Origin of the sequence: Streptomyces sp. NPDC006384 (assembly GCF_042870695.1) — a bacterium.
Taxonomy (GTDB): Bacteria; Actinomycetota; Actinomycetes; order Streptomycetales; family Streptomycetaceae; genus Streptomyces.
Genome location: NZ_JBIAHR010000036.1, coordinates 32,559 through 53,431 on the forward strand (window position 1 = coordinate 32,559; position 20,873 = coordinate 53,431).

Below are 20,873 nucleotides of genomic sequence, written 5' to 3' on the forward strand. Positions count from 1 at the left end.
CCTTGGGGTTGGGCCGCGTGGATGGCGGCCAGACGGGCGTGCAGGGGGAGGTCCAGGCGTTCAGGCCTCGAGGTAGTCCTCGGGGCCGCCGTCGCGGACGGTGTCGAGGGTGAAGCAGTGGTGGCCGCCGCCGAACAGGCGCCGGTGGCGGTGGCGGACCGGGACGACGGTGAAGCCGCGCTGCTCCAGCAGCTCGATCAGCTCCGGGTAGAGGGAGTTGACGATCACCGTGTTCTCGTCGACCGACAGGACGTTGATGTCGATGTAGCGGGACGCGGTGGGGATCACGAACCCGAACTCGTCGTAGTTCTGCTCAGGCACGGTGCTGGGCGGCGGGTAGATCGCTTCCCAGCCGCGCATCGCTTCCGGCAGGTGCTGCAGGTAGTGCGGGTCGCGCAGCAGCATCAGGCCCGGGCGCAGCGGGACGACGATGGAGTCGACGTGGTTGTCGGCGATCCCCGGCAGCCGGTGCAGGCGCAGGTGAGGGAAGTTGCGGGCCAGCCACCGGTAGGCGAGCTCGTGGTTGTGGTTGGCGACGTTGACCAGCACGTCGCGGCCCAGGCGGACGCACTGCGCGCCGTCGAAGACCATCTCCAGGCCCAGGCCGTCGATCGGCAGGGCATCCTCGCTGGCCATCGCCGCGGTGACGTCGATGCCCTGCTGGCCGAAGTAGGCAGTGTCCAGGGAACCGGCGGCGAGGGCGGGGCGGGGCATGGACAGCCAGTTCGCGCCCTGCTCGAAGTAGCGGACGAAGTGGGGTTTGAGGTGGTCGTTCTCGAAGATCCGGCCGCGGATGTGCGGCGCGGTCTCCACGATCGTCTCCCCGAGGATGATCGCGTTGTCACGGACGTTCAGCGGCGGTGTCGCGCCGCTGCTCCACCACGGTGAGGAGATCTTGATGTCCTTGCCGGGGGCAGAGGGGCGCAGTACGCGCACTCCGCAGCCGGTCAGGGCGTCGGCGAAGCCGGCGATGTCCTCGTTCAGCTCGTCGACGATCTGCTGGGGGATGGACAGCTGCCGCTGCCCATCGGCCAGGTGAGGGGCGACGTTCTCGAAGTAGAACAGCCGCCAGGACGGGTCGGTGTCGTGCGTGGTGTAGTGGTCGGCGCGGCCGACGACGACTTCGCGCAGCCGGGTGAAGTCGTCGAAGCTGTGCACACCGTTGGCGGGCGGGTCGAGCTGGGAATGGGTCATGGGTGGCCGCCTCCTCGGCGGCGGGTGCCGGCACGGCCCGGGCGGCAGGGGGTACCGTCCGGGCGGCGTTCGGCGGGCCCGGTCGTGGACAAGATGAAGGGGAGCGGTCAGGCGGTCGCGCGCGCGGCGGTCACGGCCGTCTGAAGTGCGGACTGGGAGGTGAGGCGGGCGATGATGTCCTCGATCACGCACGGCACTTCAGGAGTGGAGCGGCGGCGGAAGAAGTAGCCGGAGCACCAGGGCACCTCGTCCCAGCGCTCCAGGTGCTCGGAGAGGAGAGCGGTGGCCTCGGGCAGGCGCCGCCAGGGAATCTTGGGGCACCAGTGGTGCACCGGGTGGAACATGTCGTCGAGGTGGCCGCCGAGCAGGTGCCGGGTGAGCCAGTGGGAGGACCAGCCGCGGGTCTGCAGCAGCACGTCGTCGCGGTTCTCGATCAGCCCGGCGTGGTTGCCGAGGTCGGTGATCCAGGTGACCACCGGCCGCACGAACACCAGCGGAACCAGCCAGTACAGTAGTAGGTCGCCGAGCACACCGAAGGACCAGCACACGGTGGTGACGCCCGCCCACAGCACCGCGCGGGCGGCCGGCGCCCACCGGCTCTCCCGCGGGCCGCGGGTCACCAGCACCCGCACCGCCGACGTCGGCAGCCGCCACAGCGCAGCCTTGACGATCACCCGCAGCACGAACCCGCCCCGGCTCATCGGCGCCCGGACCGTGTGAAGGCGCCCGGCCCGGTACGACTGGAACATCGGATCGCCCGCGGTGCCCAGCTGCGCGTGGTGCACCCCGTGGGTGACGCGGTAGGGCCGAAGCCCCTCGCCGAGCATCCCGGTCAGCAGGTACCCCACCATGCGGTTACCGCGCGCGGTGGCCATCAGTTTCGCGTGGACGCACTCGTGCGCGAGGTTCGACAAATGCCGCTGGCGCACCCCGATGTACAGCACCGCGAGCAGCGGCCCGATGACGTGCCCGACCAGGGAGCCGACGATCGCCGCTCCGACGATTGCGCCGACATCGCACGCGACATCCCGCAGGCCGACGCTGGGAGCGCCGCACAGTCCTTCAAGCTTGCCGATCAACTCCGGCCCCAACGCCTTCCGGACTGCAGCGGACGCTCCGGTCGAGTGCCGGGTGCGCTTTGGCCTCTTCCCGCGCCGGTGTGCCGACCACCGGCTGAACCTGCCCATCTGCTCTCCTTGGGACTGGACTGGAACGGATCATTGGCCTTTTGTGAACCGCTGCCGGTGGGCGGAGTGCTCCGCCCACCGGCAGCGGCACGTCAGCCGATCAGGACGATCGGGGTCAGGCGGCGGCGCCGGGGCGCATGCCGAGCTTCACGGTGCCCGTGCCCGGCCGCATGCCGAGCTTCACGGTGCCCGTGCCCGGCCGCATGCCGAGCTTCAGGTTGCTGTCCATGTGCTCTCCTCTCGGACCGCGGGCATGCCGCGGCCACGCGTGGTGAATCGGATGGTCGAGCCAGAGATGAGCGCGGCTCGAGGAAGCCGGCCGGGCGCTGCAGAAGCCGTTGCGCCGAGTGGCCGTGCCATCACGCTAGAGCCGCGCCTAGGGCAGCGGCAACGGGTCGTGGCGTTGCGGCTGGTGCGCCGCCCCGTTGCGTACCCGTTGCGTCCGCCTTGCCGCTGAACAGGGGAAACGCCTCTTCAGACCGCTGGAATAACAGCAAAGTGCCGTGCAGCAACCGCTCGGCCGGGTGTGTGTGGTCTTCTGCGCCTCGGCGGCGTGCGGCTACTTTGAGGCGCTCCGAGAGGGCCGCGCCGCCCAGGCTGCCCCGAGTCACCAACTCACCTTCTATGCGGCCAATTTGAGAGGACCTGCGTATGTCCACACCGTCCGGACCCATTCGCACTAAGGCCCGCGTCCTGCGCAGCCTGAGGACCCTGCTGCACGACGAGGGCTTCACCGAGGTCATCACCCCCGTCGCGCGCCGCGCCGACCTCGGGCCCGGCCGTCGCGCACCTGCCGGCCTCCACGAAGGGCGGTACCTGCGCGCGATGATCGGCCCGGCGCTGCGCGTCAACGTGAGCACCGATCTCCCGCGGGTGTACGAGATCGGCCCGTGCTTCCGGCCCGAACCCCCGGACGCCCTCCACGCCGGCGAGTTCACGATGCTCGACCTGTACGCCGCCAAGCTCGGCTTCGAGGACTTGATCGACCTCGCCTGGCGCCTGGTCGGCCCGCACCTGCCCTCCTACACCCCCGAGCGGCTCTCGATCGCCGACCATGTCCGCACTGAGTTCGGCGTCGATCTGCGCGCCGAGCCCGTCGGCGACCTGCAACCACGCATGGCTGCCCGGATCGGCGCCGACGCGGACGAGCCGTTCCGCGATGTCCTCGGGCGCTACATCGCCCACGAACTGGAGGCTGGCACCGTCGGACGCGCGGTGTTCCTGACCGACTACCCGTCCGGCGGTGACGAGCCGTGCGCCCGCCTGGCTCCGGGCACCACCGCTGTCCTGGAGCGGTTCGAGCTCATCGTCGATGGCATCGAGCTCGTCCACGGCTACACCGACGAGACGGACCGGGATGCCTTCACCGAACGTGCGAAGGCCGTCGGCCTCTACGACGACGAACAGCGACTCGCCCAGGAAGCCGTCGAGTCCGGTGCCGTGCCCGCGGACACCGCCGGTCTCGGCATCGGCATCGAGCGGCTGTGCGCCGCCTCTGCCGGACTGCGCGACATCACCCCGTTCCTCCAGTCCCCTCAGTTCTGACCGTCCGCCCTTCGGCCCCGGAGCCACGATGGACCTTGTGATCACCCCGCTGCCCGGCAAATTCGGCGCTCTCGTCGACACCGACCTCGCCCGCACGACCGGCGCTGCTGCAGCACGGGCTCTCACCGACGCTCTGCACCGCCACCGCGTGCTGATCTTGCCCGGCCAGCACCTCAACCACGCCGACCTGCTTACCGCGGCGTCCCTGTTCGGCAGCGTCGACACCGCCACAGACCGCCGCTACACCGTCCCCGGCTTTCCTGGCCTCACCGTCGTCTCCAACATCCACGAGAACGGCACCCCGATCGGCATCTACGACGGCGACCAGGAGGAAGAGTGGCACGCCGACAACTCCTTCAAGCCCGAGCTGACCGCCGCCACCTTGCTGTATTCGGTCATCGCCCCCGGTGAGGGCGGTGAAACCCGCTTCGCGGACGCCACCCGCGCCTACGCCGACCTGCCAGCGGGTCTCCGGGCCCGGGTCGACGGTCTGAGCGCCGTCCACTCCGTCCGGCACCTCGCCGCCCGTCAGGCCGGCGCTGCCGACGGTCACTCCTCCACCCAGGCCGGCACCCTTGCGCAGCTGCCCGAGGTCACCCACCCACTCGCCCCCGTCCACCCCGTCACCGGTGTCCGCGCGCTCCTGCTCGGCTCCATGGTCATTCCCCGCGTTGAGGGATTGTCCAAGGCCGACAGCCAGACGCTGCTGGCCGATCTCCTCGTCCACACCACCAGCCCCGAGTACCTCTACACCCACCGCTGGAAGCAGTGCGACCTGGTCGTCTGGGACAACCTCGCAGTCCTGCACACCGCCTCTCCCTGTGACAGCTCACGCCACCCTCGGCTGCTGGTACGCGCTGCCGTCCGCCAGCAGGCACACCGTCCCAGTACCCCTGACGGGGGAATCACCGTCGAGCCACCCATCTCCGGCCCGAACCGCCACTAGGGTGAGCCAATGAGTTCCCAAGTGCCCATGAAGGAAAGGGCATTGCACCCCGAACGGATCGCCCGGATCGGGCGCGAGATGCAGGACGCCTGCCCCGACTTCGACGCCGCCTCCTTCACCGCCCAGGTCACCGCAGACCTCCCCCGTCTGGAGCTCAAGGCCCGCATCGCCCGTACGGCAGAAGGCCTACACCAGCACCTGCCCGCCACCGGGCCAGCCGCCCTCGACACCTTGCTGCGCTCCCTGCCGGTCACCCCGGAGGCCGCCGGCGCGGAAACCGACTTCGGCCTGTACGTCTACGCCCCGCACTCCGCCTACGTGGCCGCTCACCACCTCCACTCGGACCACCTCGACCGGGCCTTTGCCGCACTCGCCGCCCTCACCCCGTACTTCTCCGCCGAGGACGCTGTCCGTACCTTCCTCAACACCTACCCCCGACAGACTCTGGCGGCGGCCGCAACGTGGGCCGCCGCCCCCGACCATCGAGTGCGGCGCCTGGCCAGTGAGGCTCTTCGCCCCCACCTGCCCTGGTCCGTCGGCACCGACCTGCCCGTCGACGCTGCTCTTCCCCTGCTCGACACGCTGTACGCCGACAGCAGCCGCTTCGTAACCACGTCGGTCGCCAACCACCTGCGTGACATCGCCCGCACCCAACCGGAACTCGTCCTTGCCACCCTGGCCAGATGGCGCGCCGAAGGACGTGCCGCGGACGCCGAACTCGCCTTCATCACCCGCGAGGCTCTCAAAGCACGGCTCAAGGACGGCTGGGCCCCCGCCTACACCCTGACCGGCTACGACCCCCAAGCGGCCGTCAGCGTCTCCCCTCTCCGTCTGCTCCACACCGAGTACCGGCTCGGCGAGGTCCTTGCCTTCGAAGCCGAACTCACCGCCCCCACTGACACTCCGGTCCACGTCATGTACGTCCTGACCCGCACCGCCCCCTGCACCACAGCCAGGGAGAAAGTCGCCCACCTCACCCGGGCCACCGTCAAAGCAGGCACACCACTGCACCTGGCCAAAACCCACCCCCTGAAGCCCACCGGTACCGCCGCCCTCGCCCCGGGCAGCTACCACCTCGCCCTCCAGGTCAACGGCCGCCGCCACCCCCCGGCACTGCTCTACATCACCGACCGCACGACCTAACCGGGACAGCTCCGCCGCGCTTCCGCGCTCCAAACAGCCCTGTGCCTCCTGCTGGCACAGCACCGTCTGAAGGAGAAGACACATGATCGACGGCTGGAGTACGGTCTCGTCGACCGTGCAGTACACAGGAGTCCGGGTGGTGGTGCGCCGCGACTCGGTCCGGCGCGCCGACCACAGCCTGGGGACCTACGAGTACGTTGAGTCGGTCGACGGCGTGCGTGTCGTAGCCCTCGACGACCGGGGCCGTATCGCCCTGGTGGAGGAGAACGTCTACGTATGCGGGCAACGGCTGCTGATGTGCCCCGGTGGCGGGTGCGAGCCCGTCGAGGACCCGCTGACTGCTGCCCGCCGGGAACTGCTCGAGGAGGCCGGCATCCTCGCCGACGAGGTCGAGCTGCTGACCATGATGTGGCGGATGCCCGCCGGCGCGCGCACCCGTGAACACCTGTACCTTGCCCGGGGCCTGCATATCGGTAAGCACCAGCGAGACGCGAGCGAGGCCGACATGGAGCTGCGCTGGGTCGCGTTGGAAGAGGCAGTAGCGATGTGCAGCGACGGCCGGATCACCGAAGCCGGGACGCTCGCGGCGGTCTTGCTGACCGCTCAGCGCACCGCCGCCTAGCCCAATCCCCTGGCCAGCCACAGGTACCCATCTGCATCGGCCTGCTCCACCGAAGGCCAGAAGCCACCTGCCGCCTCCGACTGTCAGGGAGCACGCTCAAGTTGCCTGCTGGCCGCGTACAGCCGCAGCGACCGAACACCGGCGTTTCGGCCAACACGCCTTCGCCCGCGCACTCTTGCACGGCAAGGGTGGATGCACTGCGCACCTTCGAGGAACCGTGGAATCCCAGGGTGCACAACCCGACCGAATGACACGCGTTCGAAATCGTGGCGGAGTCGTTGGACATGCCGACGCCGCCACCACGCCTCCGGAGGAAACACATTGACGCAGGCCGAATCAGGCAGTGCCGAGCCCCTGGACCTCCCGAAGGCCGCCGCAACGGCTACGGACAGCATCTCGGACGCCGAGCGGGAGCTGTACGGCGGTCGGCTGCGCTATGACCAGTCCTACGTCCGCCATGAAGGGCCGCTGACCCGGCTGAAGTTCAGGCACATGGCGGCCGCGCTCCCGCAGATGGTGGGCATGGTGCTGCGCACCGGCTGGGAGACGGACTGGCGGGCGCTCGCCGGGGTCGTGGCGGCACAGCTCGGGCAAGGTGTGATGGCCGGCTGGGGGCTGGTGGCGGTCAACGGCGTACTCACCCGGCTGTTCGCCGACGGTCCGACCGCGGACAAGCTCCGCGAGGCGCTGCCGTCGCTGGCCGTGCTTGCGGTCACCGCGGTGGCCACCGCGGTGCTGTCGGCGTGGTCGACGGCGATGTCGGGACGGCTGGAGCCGCAGGTGGAACGGGCGGTCTCCGCCCGGTACTACACGGCCGTCACCCACGTCGAGGTCGAGGCGACCGAGCGGCCGGAGGTCCAGCGGGTCCTGGAGGCGGGAAAGTTCGGCACGGACTCGGCCCGCAGCATGCTCCGGTTGTCGGTCGGCGTGGGCAACGTGGTGATCGGTATGGCGGCGGCCGCGGTCGTACTCGCGTCGCTGCACTGGGCGCTGCTGCCGATGCTGCTGGCGATCGCGCTGCCCAAGGGGTGGGGCGCGGTGCGCTCCGCGCGCCGCGAGTACCTATCCCGTCTGAACTGGGTCGACCACCGGCGGGCGATCGCCTCCCTGCTGGCCTATCTGACCCGCCCGCACGCCGCCGGGGAGATCCGCGTGCACGCCGCCGGCACGAAGCTGCTGTCCAGCTACGAGGAGATGTCGCGGCAGACGGAGGCTGAGCAACGGCGCCTTGCCCGGGCACAGGCCTCCACGGACCTGGTCGCGGGCGGTTTCGCCGGCATGGCGTCGCTGGCCTGCTACGGGGTGCTGTGGTGGCTCCTGGCGTCGGGAGGTCTGCCGCTCGCCGTGGGCGGGACAGCGGTGATCGCCATCCGTACCTCGACGGCGCGGCTCACGTCGCTGGTGCAGCAGGTCAACCGGCTGTACGAAGAGTTGCTGTTCCTCACCGACACCGAGGACGCCATCAAGGTGGCGGGTGAGAACGCCATCCCGCCCTCCGGTATGCCGTTGCCCGCGCCGGTGCGGGAGGTCCGCACGGAGACGGTGTCGTTCACCTACCCGGGAGCTGACGGTCCTTCCCTGAAGGAGGTGAGCGTGCGGGTTCCCCGGGGGAAGGTGACGGCCCTGGTGGGTGCGAACGGCTCGGGGAAGACCACCTTGACGAAGGTGCTGGCTGGGCTGTTGCTGCCCACGGAGGGGAGCGTGTGGTGGGAGGGCGACTCCGGCCAGCCGGTTGAGCTCCGCGAGGCAGACCGTGCTCAAGTGTTCGCCGCGGTCGGGCTGCTGGCACAGGATTTCCCGCGCTGGGAGATGACGGCAGCCGCGAACGTCGCCATCGGCGCCGGTGACCGGCCCCGGGACATGGACCGCGTCCGCAAAGCCGCCGAGGAGGCGGATGTACTCGATCTGATCGAGGGACTGCCACACGGCTGGGACTCGATCGTGTTCAAGGGCTACGAACGCGGTGTCCAGCTCTCGGGCGGACAGTGGCAGAAGCTGGGGACAGCTCGAACGAGGTATAGGCAGGCGCCGTTCCTACTGGTCGACGAGCCGACCAGCGCTCTGGACCCCCATGCGGAAATCGCCGCGTTCGAGGGGCTGTGGTCTCTGGCCGAGGAGGGGCACGCGGTCGTCCTCGTCACCCACCGGCTCGCCGCGACCATGAACGCCGACCACATCTACGTCCTCGACCAGGGGCGCGTCGTCGAAGACGGCACCCACGAGGACCTGATGGCCCGCGCAGGTGGCCTGTACCAGGGCATGTTCACCGCCCAGGCCGCCCAGTACGGACTCACGCCGGTGACCGACCTGCTTCCCGGTCCCCGCGGCAGCCAGCCGTCCGACTACAAGGCAGCGAACTGACCCACCAGCGCACCTTCCACAGCACCGGATCCCCTCACCTGCCCTCTATGTCGAAGGCGAGACGACGCTCATGCCCCCCAACTCCTCCTCGATCCGTAAGACCGTCGAGGCGTATCTCGGTCACCACCCTGACGAGCGTGATGCCCTGGCCGGACTCCTCGCTGCCCTGGACCGGCCCGCCGAGATGACGGCCCGGACGACGCTGCCCGGTCACGTCACGTGCAGCGCCGTCGTGATCGACCGCCAGGGCCGGGTCCTGCACATCCGGCACCGGGCCACCGGCGGTCTCATGCTCACCCCCGGCGGCCACATCGAGCCTGAGGACCGGACACTGCTCGCCGCGGCGCTGCGCGAGGTGGCGGAGGAGGCCGGGATCCCGCCCGGGGCCCTGTGCCTGACCCCGCGGTTCCTCGGCTCTCCGATCGACATCGACGTCCACGACATCGACGCCAACCCCGTCAAGGGCGAAGGTACCCACCAGCACTACGACTTCCGCTACGTGTTCTACCTCGCCGGAGAGGAACCGCCGGCAATCACCCTGCAGGACGAGGAAGTGTCCGGCGCCCGGTGGCTGGCCCTGCCGGAGGTCACCTCACCGACCCTGCGCGCGAAACTCCTTCGTGCACAGCTGGACGGGCAGCCGGAACCTGTGAACGCCTCCGCGATCATCCACGATGGCCACGGCCGCTACTTGCTGCACCTGCGGGACGCCAACAAGCCGTGGATCTGGGAGCCCGGCTGCTGGTCGCTGCTCGGCGGCGGCCGGGAGCCGCAGGACCGCACCCTGCTCGACACGGTCCGCCGGGAGCTGCACGAGGAGGCCGGCCTGACGGTCGCGGACCTGGAGCCGTACGCGGTCGAGCACGTCACCGGCACCGACGGAACAGCTGTGCCGATCCAGCTGTTCACCGGCCGCTGGAGCGGCGACCCCGCCCGTCTGCCGCTCACCGAGGGGGTGATGCTCGCCTGGGTGCGGCCGGAGAAGTTCCCGCACATGACGATGCTGCCCTCGACCCGGGAACTGCTGGAGCGGCACGCCGCCGAACATCCCCTGCCCGCCGACGGTCCGACGACGACCGCAGGGGCCGCGCGGGCGGAGGCACCGTCCGGGACCGTGCCGAACGTGGTCGGTGTCCACCTCTACCTGGAGCGGGACGGCCAGGTCCTGCTGGGCCTGCGGCATCCCAGCTCGGCGTACGCGGGTGGGGCTTGGCACGTGCTCGCGGGCCACTGCGAGGAGGAGGCTGCAACCGCATGCCTCGTGAGGGAGGCACGCGAGGAGGCGGGGCTGGTGATCGACCCGGCCGACGTCGACCTCGTCCACACCGTGCACATGAGGGAACGCCCCACGGACCCGCCTCGCATCCAGCTCTTCTTCCGGGCCCGGCGCTGGGAGGGCACACCGGAGATCCGGGAGCCGGACAAGTGCGTGGCCTGGCAGTGGTGGAGCACGAAGGACCTGCCCGAGCCGACCGTCTCCTACACCTGTACAGCGATCGAGGGCATCCGGGCCGGCCGGGCCTACACGGAGCTGGGGTGGTCGCGGTGACCGGGTTCGACACGGTGGGCGCCGCGTATGCCGCCCACTCCGACAGCGCACGAGGCCAACTCCGCCACGACGTGGTCGAGCGTCGGCTCCTCGCCGAGCTGCCGACCGGGCCCGCCGAAATCCTGGACGTCGGGTGCGGAAACGGTGAGATGACACTCCGCCTCGCCGCCGCCGGGCACCAGGTGACCGGCATCGACCCTTCGGCTCGGATGCTGGCCGCCGCGGCCGAGCGCCTCGCGGCCCGGCCCGAGCTCGCCGGCCGTGTCCGGCTGTTCCAGGCCGACCTCGAGTCCTTCCCTTTTGACGGGCAGCGGTTCGGCGGGGTGTGCTGTCACGGCGTGCTCATGTACCTGGACGAGCCCGGTGCTGTGGTTGCCCGCCTGACTGCGGCCGTCGCACCGGGCGGCCTGCTGAGCATCCTTGCCAAGAACCGCCGGGCCATCGGCGTACGCGAGGCACTGGCCGGTGACTACGAGACCGCACGCCAGCTCATCGAGTCCAGAGCGGAGAAGAGCGTCGGCAATCTCGGCCGGGAAACCCGCGCCGACGACCCCGGAGCCCTCGACCGGCTCGCGGCCGAGCACGGGCTTACGCCACTGCCCTGGCAGGGCATCCGGATCTTCCATGACCACCTCGACAACACCTGGGCTCCGGGACCCGCCGCGTATGCGGCGGCGCTGGAGCTGGAGTGGGCCGCGTCCTGGCGGAGCCCTCACCGGGACATGGGGCACCTCGTGCACACCCTCGCCCGCCGGCCGGAGCGGAGCCTACCGTGACGGCCACCAGCACAGCCCTCGATGCACCAGCACCTTCCGGCACCGGCGTTCCTCTGCGGAACAACCGGTCCTTCCCCACGCACTGGTCCGGCGAGGCAGTAACCCTCGCGGGGGCATCGGTCCACGGTGCGGCACTGTCGGTGGCCGCAGTGCTGGAGCCGGATGCCTCACCTGGTCAGGTGCCGTTGCTGGCCGCCGCGGCGCCGGCATTCATCCTTGCGCTGCCCGCCGGGGTGGCCGATGCCCATCGCCCGAAGAAACGGATCATGGTGGGCGCCGATCCCGCCGCGGCGGTGGTGATGTCCGTGGTGCCGGTCTGCTGGGCCGCCGGTGTCCTGTCCGGCCCCGACGGCTGGGTCCCGGGCCCGGCCCGAGCGGTTGACGCCTACCGGGCGGTCAATCCCGCCCTCCCGGCCGGAGACCTTGTCGCCGCGCCGCTGAGCGGTCCCGCCGCGGTCCCCCAGTGCTGGGGGGCGTACGGGCGTGCCCGGAATGAGGCTGCGGGAGCGCCTGAAGGAAGCCGAGGAGGTGCTCCGTGACGTCCTGGACCGACCCTGCCACAACCACTGCGTCCGGTGACTCGCTGTGGCGGCATCGGGACTTCCGCCGGTATCTGACCGGTCAGGCCGCGAGCGTGACCGGCAGCTCGATCACTCAGATGGCGCTGCCGGTGCTGGCCGTGCTCCACCTGGACGCCACGACCGCCCAGGTCGCGTGGCTGTCTTTCCTGGGGCAGCTCCCTCCCGCGTTGCTCGCCCTGCACGCCGGCGCGCTCGCCGACCGGCACTCCAAGCGCCGGCAGATGATCACCGGTGACCTGGTCAGCGCGGCAGTGCTCGCCACCATCCCGGTGGCGGCCGCGTTCGGCGCGCTGACCCTGACGCAGCTCATGATCGTTTCCGTGGTGCAGGGAGCGGCGGGCGTGCTGCACGACGCGGCGGCCATCAGCCTGCTGCCCAGCCTCGTCGACCGGTCGTTGATTCAGCGGAGCAACAGCCGCGTGGGTGCGCTGTTCGCGATCGCTTCGACCGCCGGAAGTCACCTCGGCGCCGCGCTGACCGCAGTGCTCGGCCCTGCACGGGCCCTGCTCGGCGACGTCGCCTCCTTCCTGGTCAGCGCCGGATGCACCGCCCGCATCCAGGCCCGAGAACCTGCCCCGCATCGGCCGAAGGTCCGCCGGCTGCGTGAGGAGATCGGCGAGGGCCTGCGGTACGTGCGCGGCGATGACCGGCTGTGGACCCTGACCCTGGTCAACGCCACGTCCTCGTTCGCCCTCGGGCTGCTCAACACCCTATGGGCGCTGTACCTGTTGAGGTCCCTGGCGATGAGCGCGACCGCGTTCGGCGTGGTGCTGGGACTCGGCGCGCTGGGTGCGGCCGCCGGGGCACTGACCGCCCCGGCATTGGCCCGCCGGTGGGGGCCGGGGCCGATGATGCTGGCCGCGTTCGCGATCACCCCGCTGACCCAGCTCCCGCTGCTGCTCGCCTCCCGCGGCCTTCGCTGGCAGATCGCGATCGGTGTGGCGTTGTTCATGCAGCTGGCGTGCGCCGCTGCCGCGGGTACCACCCAGCGATCGATCCGTCAGATCATCACCACGGCCGGGATGCAGGCGCGGATGCAGGCCGTGAGCACCTGGCTGACGTCCGGCGCCCGCCCCGTGGCCGCACTGCTCGCGGGCGGCCTGGGCACGTGGATCGGGGTGCGGCCCGCCCTGACCGCCGGGGCCTGCCTGCTGCTCGTCCCCGTCGTGGTCCTTCTGCGCTCTCCGCTGCGCGCGCTGCGGCAGATGCCGGCCCCGCCAGACAGTCCCGCTGACGCCCTTGCGCCCTCGTCGGCCAGCCGGGCCGTGCGCGGGCCCGCGCATACGGAGGATGCCCGGCGAGACCGCTCGCGGGGAGGCGATGCAGCGTGAGCGAGAACTCGAACGCGTCGGCAGCGGCTGTGCCCTCCGCTTCTCCCGTACCGCCAGGTCCCCTGGAGGTCACCGTGCTGTCCGCCCCCGTCACACCCGCAGTACCCCACGCGGATCCGGAGTCCGCCGTCGCCGCATCCGCAACCGCGCCCGCCCGGGTGGCGATGACTGCCCGGCTCGAGGAGAGCGGCGACGTACGCTCCGGCCCCGTGCGTGAGGCGCTGCTGGCGCTGCCGCGCGAGGTGCTGATGCCGCAGGCGTACGTGCGGCGCTCGGCGCCCGACGAGGCACCGCCGCGCTGGGATCTGCTGGACTGGGCGCGGCCGGACGACAGGGACGAGTTGCTGCGTGTGCTCCACAGCGGGGACAGCGTGGCGATCCAGCTCGACGGTGAGCCGATCCTCGGCCGGGCGCCTGGGCCGCGTCGCGGGGGTGCCATGACCGCGATGTCCAGCACCATGGGCATGACCGCCCGCCTGCTGCAGCAGCTGGATCTGCGGCCGGGGCAGCGGGTCCTGGATGTCGGCACAGGAGCGGCGGTGACCGCCGCGGTGGCGTGCTTCGTGTGCGGCTACGAAGGAGTCGTCACCGTAGACGTCGACCGCCACGTCAGCGAGGCCGCCAGGGCCCGGCTGCACGAGCTCGGTTACCGGCCCGTCGTCGTGACCGGGGACGGCACCGCAGGATGGTCCGAGACCGCGCCGTACGACCGGATCTTCGTGTCCTTCGCGGTACCCCGGGTCCCGCTGGCCCTGGTAGACCAGATCGCGCCAGGCGGGCGCGCGCTGATGACGTTGGGTACCTCTTCGCCGTCCTGGCCGGGGCTGGCCGTGGTCACCAAGACATCGTCCGGAGCAGTGGAGGGGACGCTGGCCGCGGTGGAGTTCGGGCACCGCGGAGGGTGGGGCTTTGACCGGCTGTTCCTGTCCCGCGAGTTCCGCGACCGGATCGCCACCTCGCGCGGCGACTGGACCCAGCGGACCCGACTGGAGCCCCCGCCGGACTCCGCACGGGGCATGTGGCTGGCCTTGGATCACTACTTCCCCGGGCTGGTTCGGCACTTCGGCGCCGAGGATCTGACGATCGGCGCGCCCGAGTGCGGCTCGTGGATGCGGGTGCGTCCCGCCGGCTACCGCCGCTGGGACGTCACCGTCGCCGGGCCGCGCGACATCTGGGCGGAAATCCAGGACGTCGCCGGCCGGTGGCGGGCGGCCGGATCCCCGCAGGCCTATCAGCTTCAGATCCGCGCCGACGGCACGCAACGGGTGACAACCGACAGCGGTGCCCTGTCCTGGTTCCTCCCCACCCCGGCCGTGACAACAACGGAGACATGCCATGACCAATGTTCATAAAACGCTCCCCAGTGCGTCCTCCTCGGTGGAAACCCTGCCCGGCGCGGCCGTCACTGGCTGCACCCGCTACCGTCCTGGTGGTGCCGCATGACCGGCCAGCGGCACACCGAGCCGCTCGACGTTCACCTGATCGCCGTTCGCGACGGCGCGGCCGGGGCCGAGGTGCTGCTGTCCCGGCGGGCCGGTGACGTGTACGCCGCCGGCTGCTGGCATCTTCCGTCCGGACATCTCGACGGCCCGTGGGAGGACATGGTCACGGCGCTGGTCCGTGAGACCCGCGAGGAGACCGGTGTCATGGTCGACCCGGCTGATGTCCGCGCGGCCGTCACCATCCACCACCGCTCGCCCGGCGGCGGAGCACGCGTCGGAGTGTTCTTCGAGGTGCGGCGCTGGCACGGCACCCCTCAGGTCATGGAATCTCGAGTGTGCGATGCCATGGGCTGGTTCTCGTTCGACAAACTGCCGGGGCCAATGGTCGCGTACTGCCGGGCGGGACTGGACGCCTACCGGGCCGGCGCCCACATGGGCGTGCATTTCCAGAAGACGGGCGACCCCATCGCCTACGACCCGGCCGTCGACCGGCTGCTCCTGGTCCCCGACCACGGCAGCCACGGCGCCGTCCCGGGGGACGCGGTGCACGCCTTCGCCGAACGGGCGGTGGGCCGGATCACCCGCTGGACGGACGTCTCCTGGGCAAGGGCGAAAAGCCGCGTCTGGCGAGCGCACGGCGCCGAGGGCGGCACCTGGTACGTCAAGGTCCACCAGAACGACCGTTTCCACCAGCGCGAAGTGGCCGCGCTCCGCGGCTGGGCCGTGTCGCTGGGTGCGGCCGCGCCCCGGCTGGTGGCCGCCGACGCAAGTCTGCGGGCCGTTGTCGTCACCGCGCTGCCCGGCCGGCCCCTGCATGGCAGGGTCCTCGCTCCGGTGCGGGAGCGAGAGGTCTTCCACCGGATCGGTGCGCTCGCGCGCCGGATCCATGAGTCCACACCTTCGTACCCGGCTCCCGCTGGCAGCGGACCGGCCGTCGACAAGGCCGACCGGCACCTGGCGGCAGCTCGCCCCTACCTCACGCCGGGTGATGAGGAGTTCGTTCGTGAGCTGGTCCGGCAGGCCGAGGACCTGATGCCGCTGGAGTATGTGGAGACCCATGGCGACTTCCAGCTCCGCAACATCCTGTACGACGACTCCGACGGCAGCGTGGCCGTGATCGACCTGGAACGGAGTGAACCGGGTCCTGCGGTGCGCGACCTGGTCCGTCTGTCCGATGCCTGGGCCAGCCGGCCTGACTTGTATGAGGCGTTCATGAGCGGATACAGCAGGTCCCTGACTGCTGCCGAGGAGGCCCGCCTGGTCATCGACACGGCGCTCGATGCCGTGAGCGGCATCCAGTTCGGCATCGCTCACGGCGAGCCGGAACTGATCGAGCGCGGCCACCGGACGCTGACCCGCCTGCGCGCCGAGCGCGAAGCCAACTCGCCTGTGGGAGAACCTTCGTGAATCACGAGAAGCCGCCCGCGCTCCCCGTTGCGGAGCCGGGCGCTGTGCAGCAAGTGCCGGTGCGTACGGCGACGCCCGCCGATGCTGAGGGCATTGTGCGGATGCGCTCCGAGTACATCCTGTCCGAGCCGTTGAGCGAGGAGTGGATCCGGCGGTGCACCATTCAGCTGGTGCCCCGGCTGGCCGCGGCGGGAGACGCGCGGGCGTTCGTCGTCGATGCCCCGGACGGTTCGATGGCCGCCTGCGCCCTCGGCCTGATCCACCCCGTGCTCCCGGCGCCGGCCTATCCCAAAGGGCTGGCCGCGCGCGTCCACGCCGTGGCCACACGCCCGGACTTCCGGCGCCGCGGGTACGCCAGAGCGGCCCTGAGCGCACTCCTCGATCAGCTCCACGCCGAGCACGTCACACTGTTCGAGCTCCACGCCAGCGAGGAGGCCGCCCCGCTGTACCGCGCCTTGGGATTCGCCAGCAGCACGGCGCTGATGCGGATGACGCGCCTGGAAGAGCCGGGCGTCATCGGCGAGCAGGCAGCCGGGCGCGGCCTGCGGGACGGTGGTGAGCGCTCCGGCTGGTTGCCACCCGAGGTGTATGCCGAGATGGTGCCGAAGGCGACTTGTTTCGCGTGTCTGTACTTCACCGACGAGGACGACCGGCCCCTGCAGTTGCATTCCGTCTACTCTCCCACGCACCCATGGCAGTTGGCGGGCGGCACGATGGATCCCGGCGAGCGGCCTTTCGGCACGGCGGTGCGTGAGTGCCAGGAGGAGACCGGGCTGACGGTGTCCGGCCCGCCGCGTTTGCTGGCGACCGTGTACGGGTTGCCCGGCGCCGAGTGGCCCTACAGCACGCTCGGCCTGGTCTTCGACGGCGGTCGGCTCACCGCGGAGCAGATCCGCAGCATCGTGGTGGATCCGCGCGAGCACGACGAGGTGCGCGTGTTGCCCCTGGCCGAGTGGGAGGCGCTGATGCCGCCTCGCGACTTCGCTCGGCTCAGCGCCGTGGCCGAAGCTCGCCGAACCGGGGTGGCCGCCTACTTCGACGCCTGGGACTGGGGGACCGAGTGAGCAGCATCGTGCTGATGTCCGACCACAGAGTCGCCGCGGTCCCCCTCGAGGAGTGCGGTGAGGAGCTCGTGGACGTGCGGACGCACGGCCTGAAGGTCGATGCCCGCAAGCAGGACGCGGCCGGGGCCTTTGCCCATGTGCGGCAGGGGGTGCTGACCCGGCTGCTGCATGCGCGGTCGCTGCTGCCCACTGGGGTGGATCTGCTGTTTGTCGAGGGGTATCGGCCGCCGGCGTTGCAGCGGCGCTACTTCGAGGAGTACTCCGATGAGTTGGCCCGCACCCATCCGGACTGGCAGGCCGCCGAGATCCGGGAGGCTGCCAGCCGCTTCGTGTCGCCCCCGGAGATCGCGCCGCACTCCGCGGGTGCGGCCGTCGACCTGACGCTCGTCGATCACCAGGGCCGCGAGCTGGATATGGGGGTCCGGGTCAATGCGTCGCCGGAGGAATCGGCCGGCGCCTGCTACACCGACGCCGCCGGCCTCAGCGACCGGGCCCGCACGAACTGGGGCGTCCTCAAGGCCGCGCTGTCGTCGGCCGGACTGGTCAACCATGCGACCGAATTCTGGCATTGGTCATATGGTGACCGGTATTGGGCATTTCAGGCCCGGCGGCCAGCCGCCCTGTACGGGCCCCTCGCGCTGCCGCGGCAGCACCGCACCACCCACCGCTGACGTACCAGGAGAGAAATCTGTGGGATACACGCGGGCCGACTGGTCCAACCACTACGCCGTCGGAAAAGGCTTCCGTCAGCTTGGCGACAAGGAGAAGGCCCTCCTCGCCGAGCACGTACCGGCCCCGGCTGGCGGCCGGGCCCTCGACGCTGGCTGTGGCACCGGCGAGTTGGCGGTGTTCCTGGCCTCGGCCGGCTACACCGTGGACGCGTGCGACTTCGCCGACAGCGCGCTCGCCCGGGCCCGCGAGGAGTACACCGGCGTCGAGGGCGTGCGCTGGCTGCACCTGGACATCGAGCGTGACGATCCTGCCCCGCTGGATGAAGAGGGGTACGACCTGGTCGTCATGCGGCTGATGTACCCGTTCGTGCAGGACAGGGGGCGCATCGTTCACGGGCTGGGTGAGCGGCTGAGGGACGGCGGTGCTCTCGTCGTCATCACCCCGGTGGCGGAGACCACGCCCGAGGAGCGGCGCGGGATCGCCTTGGACGAGGACGAGATCGCCGTGCTCGCTGCCGGCTGGGAGACGGTGGAACGTCTGGACGCGGACGGCCTGGCCGTCCTGGTCCTGCGCGGTCCCTGCCACACCGGCACGAGGGCCGTCGAGAAGCGGCCGACCACCGCTCATGCTCTGACCGGTGCCCTCGCTGTCGTCACCGATGACGCCGGCCGGGTCCTGCTCGGCCGCTCCCGCGACGGCATGCTCGAGCTGCCCGGCGGCAAGACCCGCGGCCCGGAGGATTTCGCCTCCGCCGCGGTGCGCGAGCTCGCCGAGGAGACGGGCCTGGTCGCCGACCCGGGCGACGCGCACGTGGTGACGATGCTGGTCGATGACAGCCACGGCATTCCGCGGCTCACGGCCGTCGTCCGCATCACCACGTGGACGGGGACCCTGACCACTGCGGAGGCGGACAAGTTCGACCGCTGGGAGTTCTTCGACCTGCACACTCTCACCTGTGTCGGGAGCATCTTCGTCCCGGCCGCACTTGCGATCGACAGCGTGTGGCCCGGCGTCATCCCGGACCTGCCGCCTGTGGTCTCCTACCCGCTCGCCGCCGATCGGCCGCCCGTGCCGAGTGAGCCGGCCGAGGCCGTCCGGCTGCGCCAGGCGATGGCCCAGACGGTCATCGACGGCGGCTGGGCCCCGTCCGAGCCCGTCCGCGACGCGCTGCGGACCGTGCCCCGCCACCGTTTCGCCCCGGAAGCGAGCCTCGCGGCCGCATACGACGGCGGCGACCGGGCCGTCATCACCCGACGCGACGAGACCGGGACGGCCATCAGCTCAGTCTCCGCGGCCTGGCTCCAGGCCGACATGCTCGAGCACCTGCACCTCGAACCGGGAGCGATCGTGTTCGAGGCGGGATCCGGCGGCTACAACGCCGAGCTGATCGCCCACGCCGCCGGGCCCGACGGTCGCGTGGTGAGCGTCGACATCGACCCGTGGGTCGTACGCCGCACCCGCGCCTTCCTCACGGAGGCCGGCAGCGGACGCGTCACCGCCGTCGAAGCCGACGCAGCCCTCGGCGCGCCCGCGCACCTCGTGCCCCGCGGCGGCTTCGACGGCAGCATGATCACCTACAACTGCTGGGACATCGCCCCGGCCTGGCGGGACCAGTTGGCCGAGGGCGGGCGCCTGGTCATGCCGCTGGAGATCGGCGGCTACACGCGGGCGGTCACCTTCGAGCGGCGCGGGAAGGTACTGGAGGCCCGCCACTTCACACACTGCGGGTTCGTCCGGGACCAGGGACAGCAGGCCCGCACGGTTCCGGTCGTCTCCCTTCTCGACGGCGGGTTGACGCTGCGCTTCGAGCACGGCACCGCCGCCGACACGACGGGTCTGGAAGAGGCGCTGCGCGGGCCGCGGCATGAGGTCGCCACGGGGGTGACCATGCGCGGACGGTTCTATTTCGGCTCGCTTCAGCTCTACGCCGCTACGACCCTCAAGGGGTTCTGCCGCCTGGCCGCTCACCAGGACCCGGAGGAGGGGGTCACGCAGATCGCGAAGGGCAGCGACGCCCCGGCAGTCGTGGACGGCGCGTCGCTGGCCTACCTGGTTCATGTCAAGACCCGGCACGGCAAGAGCCCCAGCGAGTGGGAATCGCAGTGGGTGGTTCACGCCTTCGGCAAGCAGGGCCCCCAGCTCGCCGAGCAGGTCGCGGACATGGTGCGGGCCTGGGACCGTGACGTGCGCACCGAGGACGGCAACGGCGCCGACCCCGCCTTGACCGTCCACCCGGCCGGCACCCCCAACCATCTGCTGCCCGCCGGCGACGTCCTGGACAAGGCGTCCTCCCGGCTGGTGTTCCGGTGGCCGGGCCGGAACGGACACCTCCCGGCCCCCGCGCGGTCCACCGACGCGATCACCACGACCACGACGGACGCATGATCGTCTGGCTGAACGGCCCGTTCGGCGGCGGGAAGACGACCCTCGCCGCCGGGCTGTGCCGCGCTCTGCCCGGCGCGATGACCGCTGACCCGGAGGCCGTGGGCGACCTGCTGCGCAGCACGCTCGCCGGACACGCCCAGCGCCCCCGGGACTACCAGGACCTTCCGCTGTGGCGGCACCTGACCGGCGCCCTCGTCGCCGGTCTGGTCCGGCACACGGGCGGCCCCGTCATCGTGCCGATGACCGTCCTCAGCCCCGCCTACGCCGAGGAGATCTTCACCCCGCTCCGCCAGGCCGACGGCGGCTTCCACCACCTCGTCGTGCACGCCGCCCCGGCGGTACTCCGGGAGCGGATCGCGACCAGCCGGGAGTTCCCCGGCGACGAGGCACGCAGCGAAGCCGTACGCGCCTACCGCCGCTGGCGGGTAGCCGACTACGAGCAGGCCGCCACCGGTTGGATGCACGCCGACGGCCACGTCATCGACACCAGCGCCCTCACACCCGAGCAGACCCTCGACGCGGCCCTCGCCCACCTGCGACTCCCGGCCCCCGAGCAGCCCCGATCACCGGAGGCACTACAGGCATGACCGTGACCATCCACCCCGTCCCGGGCTTCGGCCACAGCGGTCGGCGCCCCTCCCCGATCGGGCCGGGTCGAGCGCGCGGAG

17 protein-coding genes are annotated in these 20,873 nt (G+C 71.1%); 15 read left to right on the forward strand and 2 right to left on the reverse strand.

Translation table 11 applies throughout. The features are described 5' to 3' along the window. Window positions 1-60 precede the first annotated feature (60 nt). Both ACFYOJ_RS33810 and ACFYOJ_RS33815 read right to left on the reverse strand, forming a co-directional pair. Window positions 61-1,194 (reverse strand): inosamine-phosphate amidinotransferase 1, encoded by a 1,134-nt coding sequence (locus ACFYOJ_RS33810; RefSeq protein ID WP_356559472.1) that lies wholly within the window; start codon window positions 1,192-1,194, stop codon window positions 61-63. Between the two features lie 107 nt (window positions 1,195-1,301). Beyond that, window positions 1,302-2,273, reverse strand: coding sequence for a fatty acid desaturase (locus ACFYOJ_RS33815; RefSeq protein ID WP_356559474.1), 972 nt, complete (start codon window positions 2,271-2,273; stop codon window positions 1,302-1,304). A 759-nt stretch (window positions 2,274-3,032) separates the two neighbouring features. Between ACFYOJ_RS33815 and ACFYOJ_RS33820 the strand changes: the two genes are divergently transcribed. The 15 genes from ACFYOJ_RS33820 (at window position 3,033) to ACFYOJ_RS33890 (ending at window position 20,792) form a co-directional block, all read left to right on the forward strand. After that, on the forward strand, window positions 3,033-3,926 hold the full coding sequence (locus ACFYOJ_RS33820; RefSeq protein ID WP_356558581.1) for an amino acid--tRNA ligase-related protein: 894 nt from the start codon (window positions 3,033-3,035) through the stop codon (window positions 3,924-3,926). A gap of 28 nt (window positions 3,927-3,954) precedes the next feature. Next, complete coding sequence (locus tag ACFYOJ_RS33825; protein WP_356558582.1) at window positions 3,955-4,872, forward strand: TauD/TfdA family dioxygenase; 918 nt, start codon at window positions 3,955-3,957, stop codon at window positions 4,870-4,872. A gap of 42 nt (window positions 4,873-4,914) precedes the next feature. Further along, window positions 4,915-6,015, forward strand: coding sequence for a DNA alkylation repair protein (locus tag ACFYOJ_RS33830; RefSeq protein ID WP_356558583.1), 1,101 nt, complete (start codon window positions 4,915-4,917; stop codon window positions 6,013-6,015). Window positions 6,016-6,097: 82 nt separating this feature from the next. Beyond that, on the forward strand, window positions 6,098-6,637 hold the full coding sequence (locus ACFYOJ_RS33835; RefSeq protein ID WP_356558584.1) for an NUDIX hydrolase: 540 nt from the start codon (window positions 6,098-6,100) through the stop codon (window positions 6,635-6,637). A gap of 321 nt (window positions 6,638-6,958) precedes the next feature. Next, window positions 6,959-8,998, forward strand: a complete 2,040-nt coding sequence (locus tag ACFYOJ_RS33840; protein ID WP_356558585.1) for an ABC transporter ATP-binding protein — start codon at window positions 6,959-6,961, stop codon at window positions 8,996-8,998. A gap of 70 nt (window positions 8,999-9,068) precedes the next feature. Further along, the gene (locus tag ACFYOJ_RS33845) at window positions 9,069-10,547 is read left to right on the forward strand and encodes an NUDIX domain-containing protein (protein ID WP_356558586.1); all 1,479 of its coding nucleotides are present in this window, start codon (window positions 9,069-9,071) and stop codon (window positions 10,545-10,547) included. Continuing rightward, window positions 10,544-11,323, forward strand: a complete 780-nt coding sequence (locus ACFYOJ_RS33850; RefSeq protein WP_356558587.1) for a methyltransferase domain-containing protein — start codon at window positions 10,544-10,546, stop codon at window positions 11,321-11,323. Before ACFYOJ_RS33845 ends, ACFYOJ_RS33850 begins: the two co-directional genes overlap by 4 nt. Then, on the forward strand, window positions 11,320-11,862 hold the full coding sequence (locus tag ACFYOJ_RS33855; protein ID WP_356558588.1) for a hypothetical protein: 543 nt from the start codon (window positions 11,320-11,322) through the stop codon (window positions 11,860-11,862). Before ACFYOJ_RS33850 ends, ACFYOJ_RS33855 begins: the two co-directional genes overlap by 4 nt. Beyond that, on the forward strand, window positions 11,859-13,235 hold the full coding sequence (locus ACFYOJ_RS33860; protein WP_356558589.1) for an MFS transporter: 1,377 nt from the start codon (window positions 11,859-11,861) through the stop codon (window positions 13,233-13,235). Before ACFYOJ_RS33855 ends, ACFYOJ_RS33860 begins: the two co-directional genes overlap by 4 nt. Before the next feature lie 164 nt (window positions 13,236-13,399). Then, on the forward strand, window positions 13,400-14,587 hold the full coding sequence (locus tag ACFYOJ_RS33865) for a protein-L-isoaspartate O-methyltransferase (RefSeq protein WP_356558590.1): 1,188 nt from the start codon (window positions 13,400-13,402) through the stop codon (window positions 14,585-14,587). An 87-nt stretch (window positions 14,588-14,674) separates the two neighbouring features. Beyond that, window positions 14,675-16,084, forward strand: a complete 1,410-nt coding sequence (locus ACFYOJ_RS33870; protein ID WP_356558591.1) for a phosphotransferase — start codon at window positions 14,675-14,677, stop codon at window positions 16,082-16,084. Further along, complete coding sequence (locus ACFYOJ_RS33875; RefSeq protein WP_356558592.1) at window positions 16,081-17,148, forward strand: GNAT family N-acetyltransferase; 1,068 nt, start codon at window positions 16,081-16,083, stop codon at window positions 17,146-17,148. Before ACFYOJ_RS33870 ends, ACFYOJ_RS33875 begins: the two co-directional genes overlap by 4 nt. Then, window positions 17,145-17,819, forward strand: coding sequence for a M15 family metallopeptidase (locus ACFYOJ_RS33880; protein ID WP_356558593.1), 675 nt, complete (start codon window positions 17,145-17,147; stop codon window positions 17,817-17,819). The genes ACFYOJ_RS33875 and ACFYOJ_RS33880 overlap by 4 nt, the downstream gene beginning before the upstream one ends. Window positions 17,820-17,838: 19 nt before the next feature. Next, the gene (gene fxlM / locus ACFYOJ_RS33885) at window positions 17,839-20,205 is read left to right on the forward strand and encodes a methyltransferase, FxLD system (RefSeq protein ID WP_356558594.1); all 2,367 of its coding nucleotides are present in this window, start codon (window positions 17,839-17,841) and stop codon (window positions 20,203-20,205) included. Next, complete coding sequence (locus ACFYOJ_RS33890; RefSeq protein WP_356558595.1) at window positions 20,202-20,792, forward strand: AAA family ATPase; 591 nt, start codon at window positions 20,202-20,204, stop codon at window positions 20,790-20,792. The genes fxlM and ACFYOJ_RS33890 overlap by 4 nt, the downstream gene beginning before the upstream one ends. The last annotated feature ends 81 nt before the right edge of the window (window positions 20,793-20,873 follow it).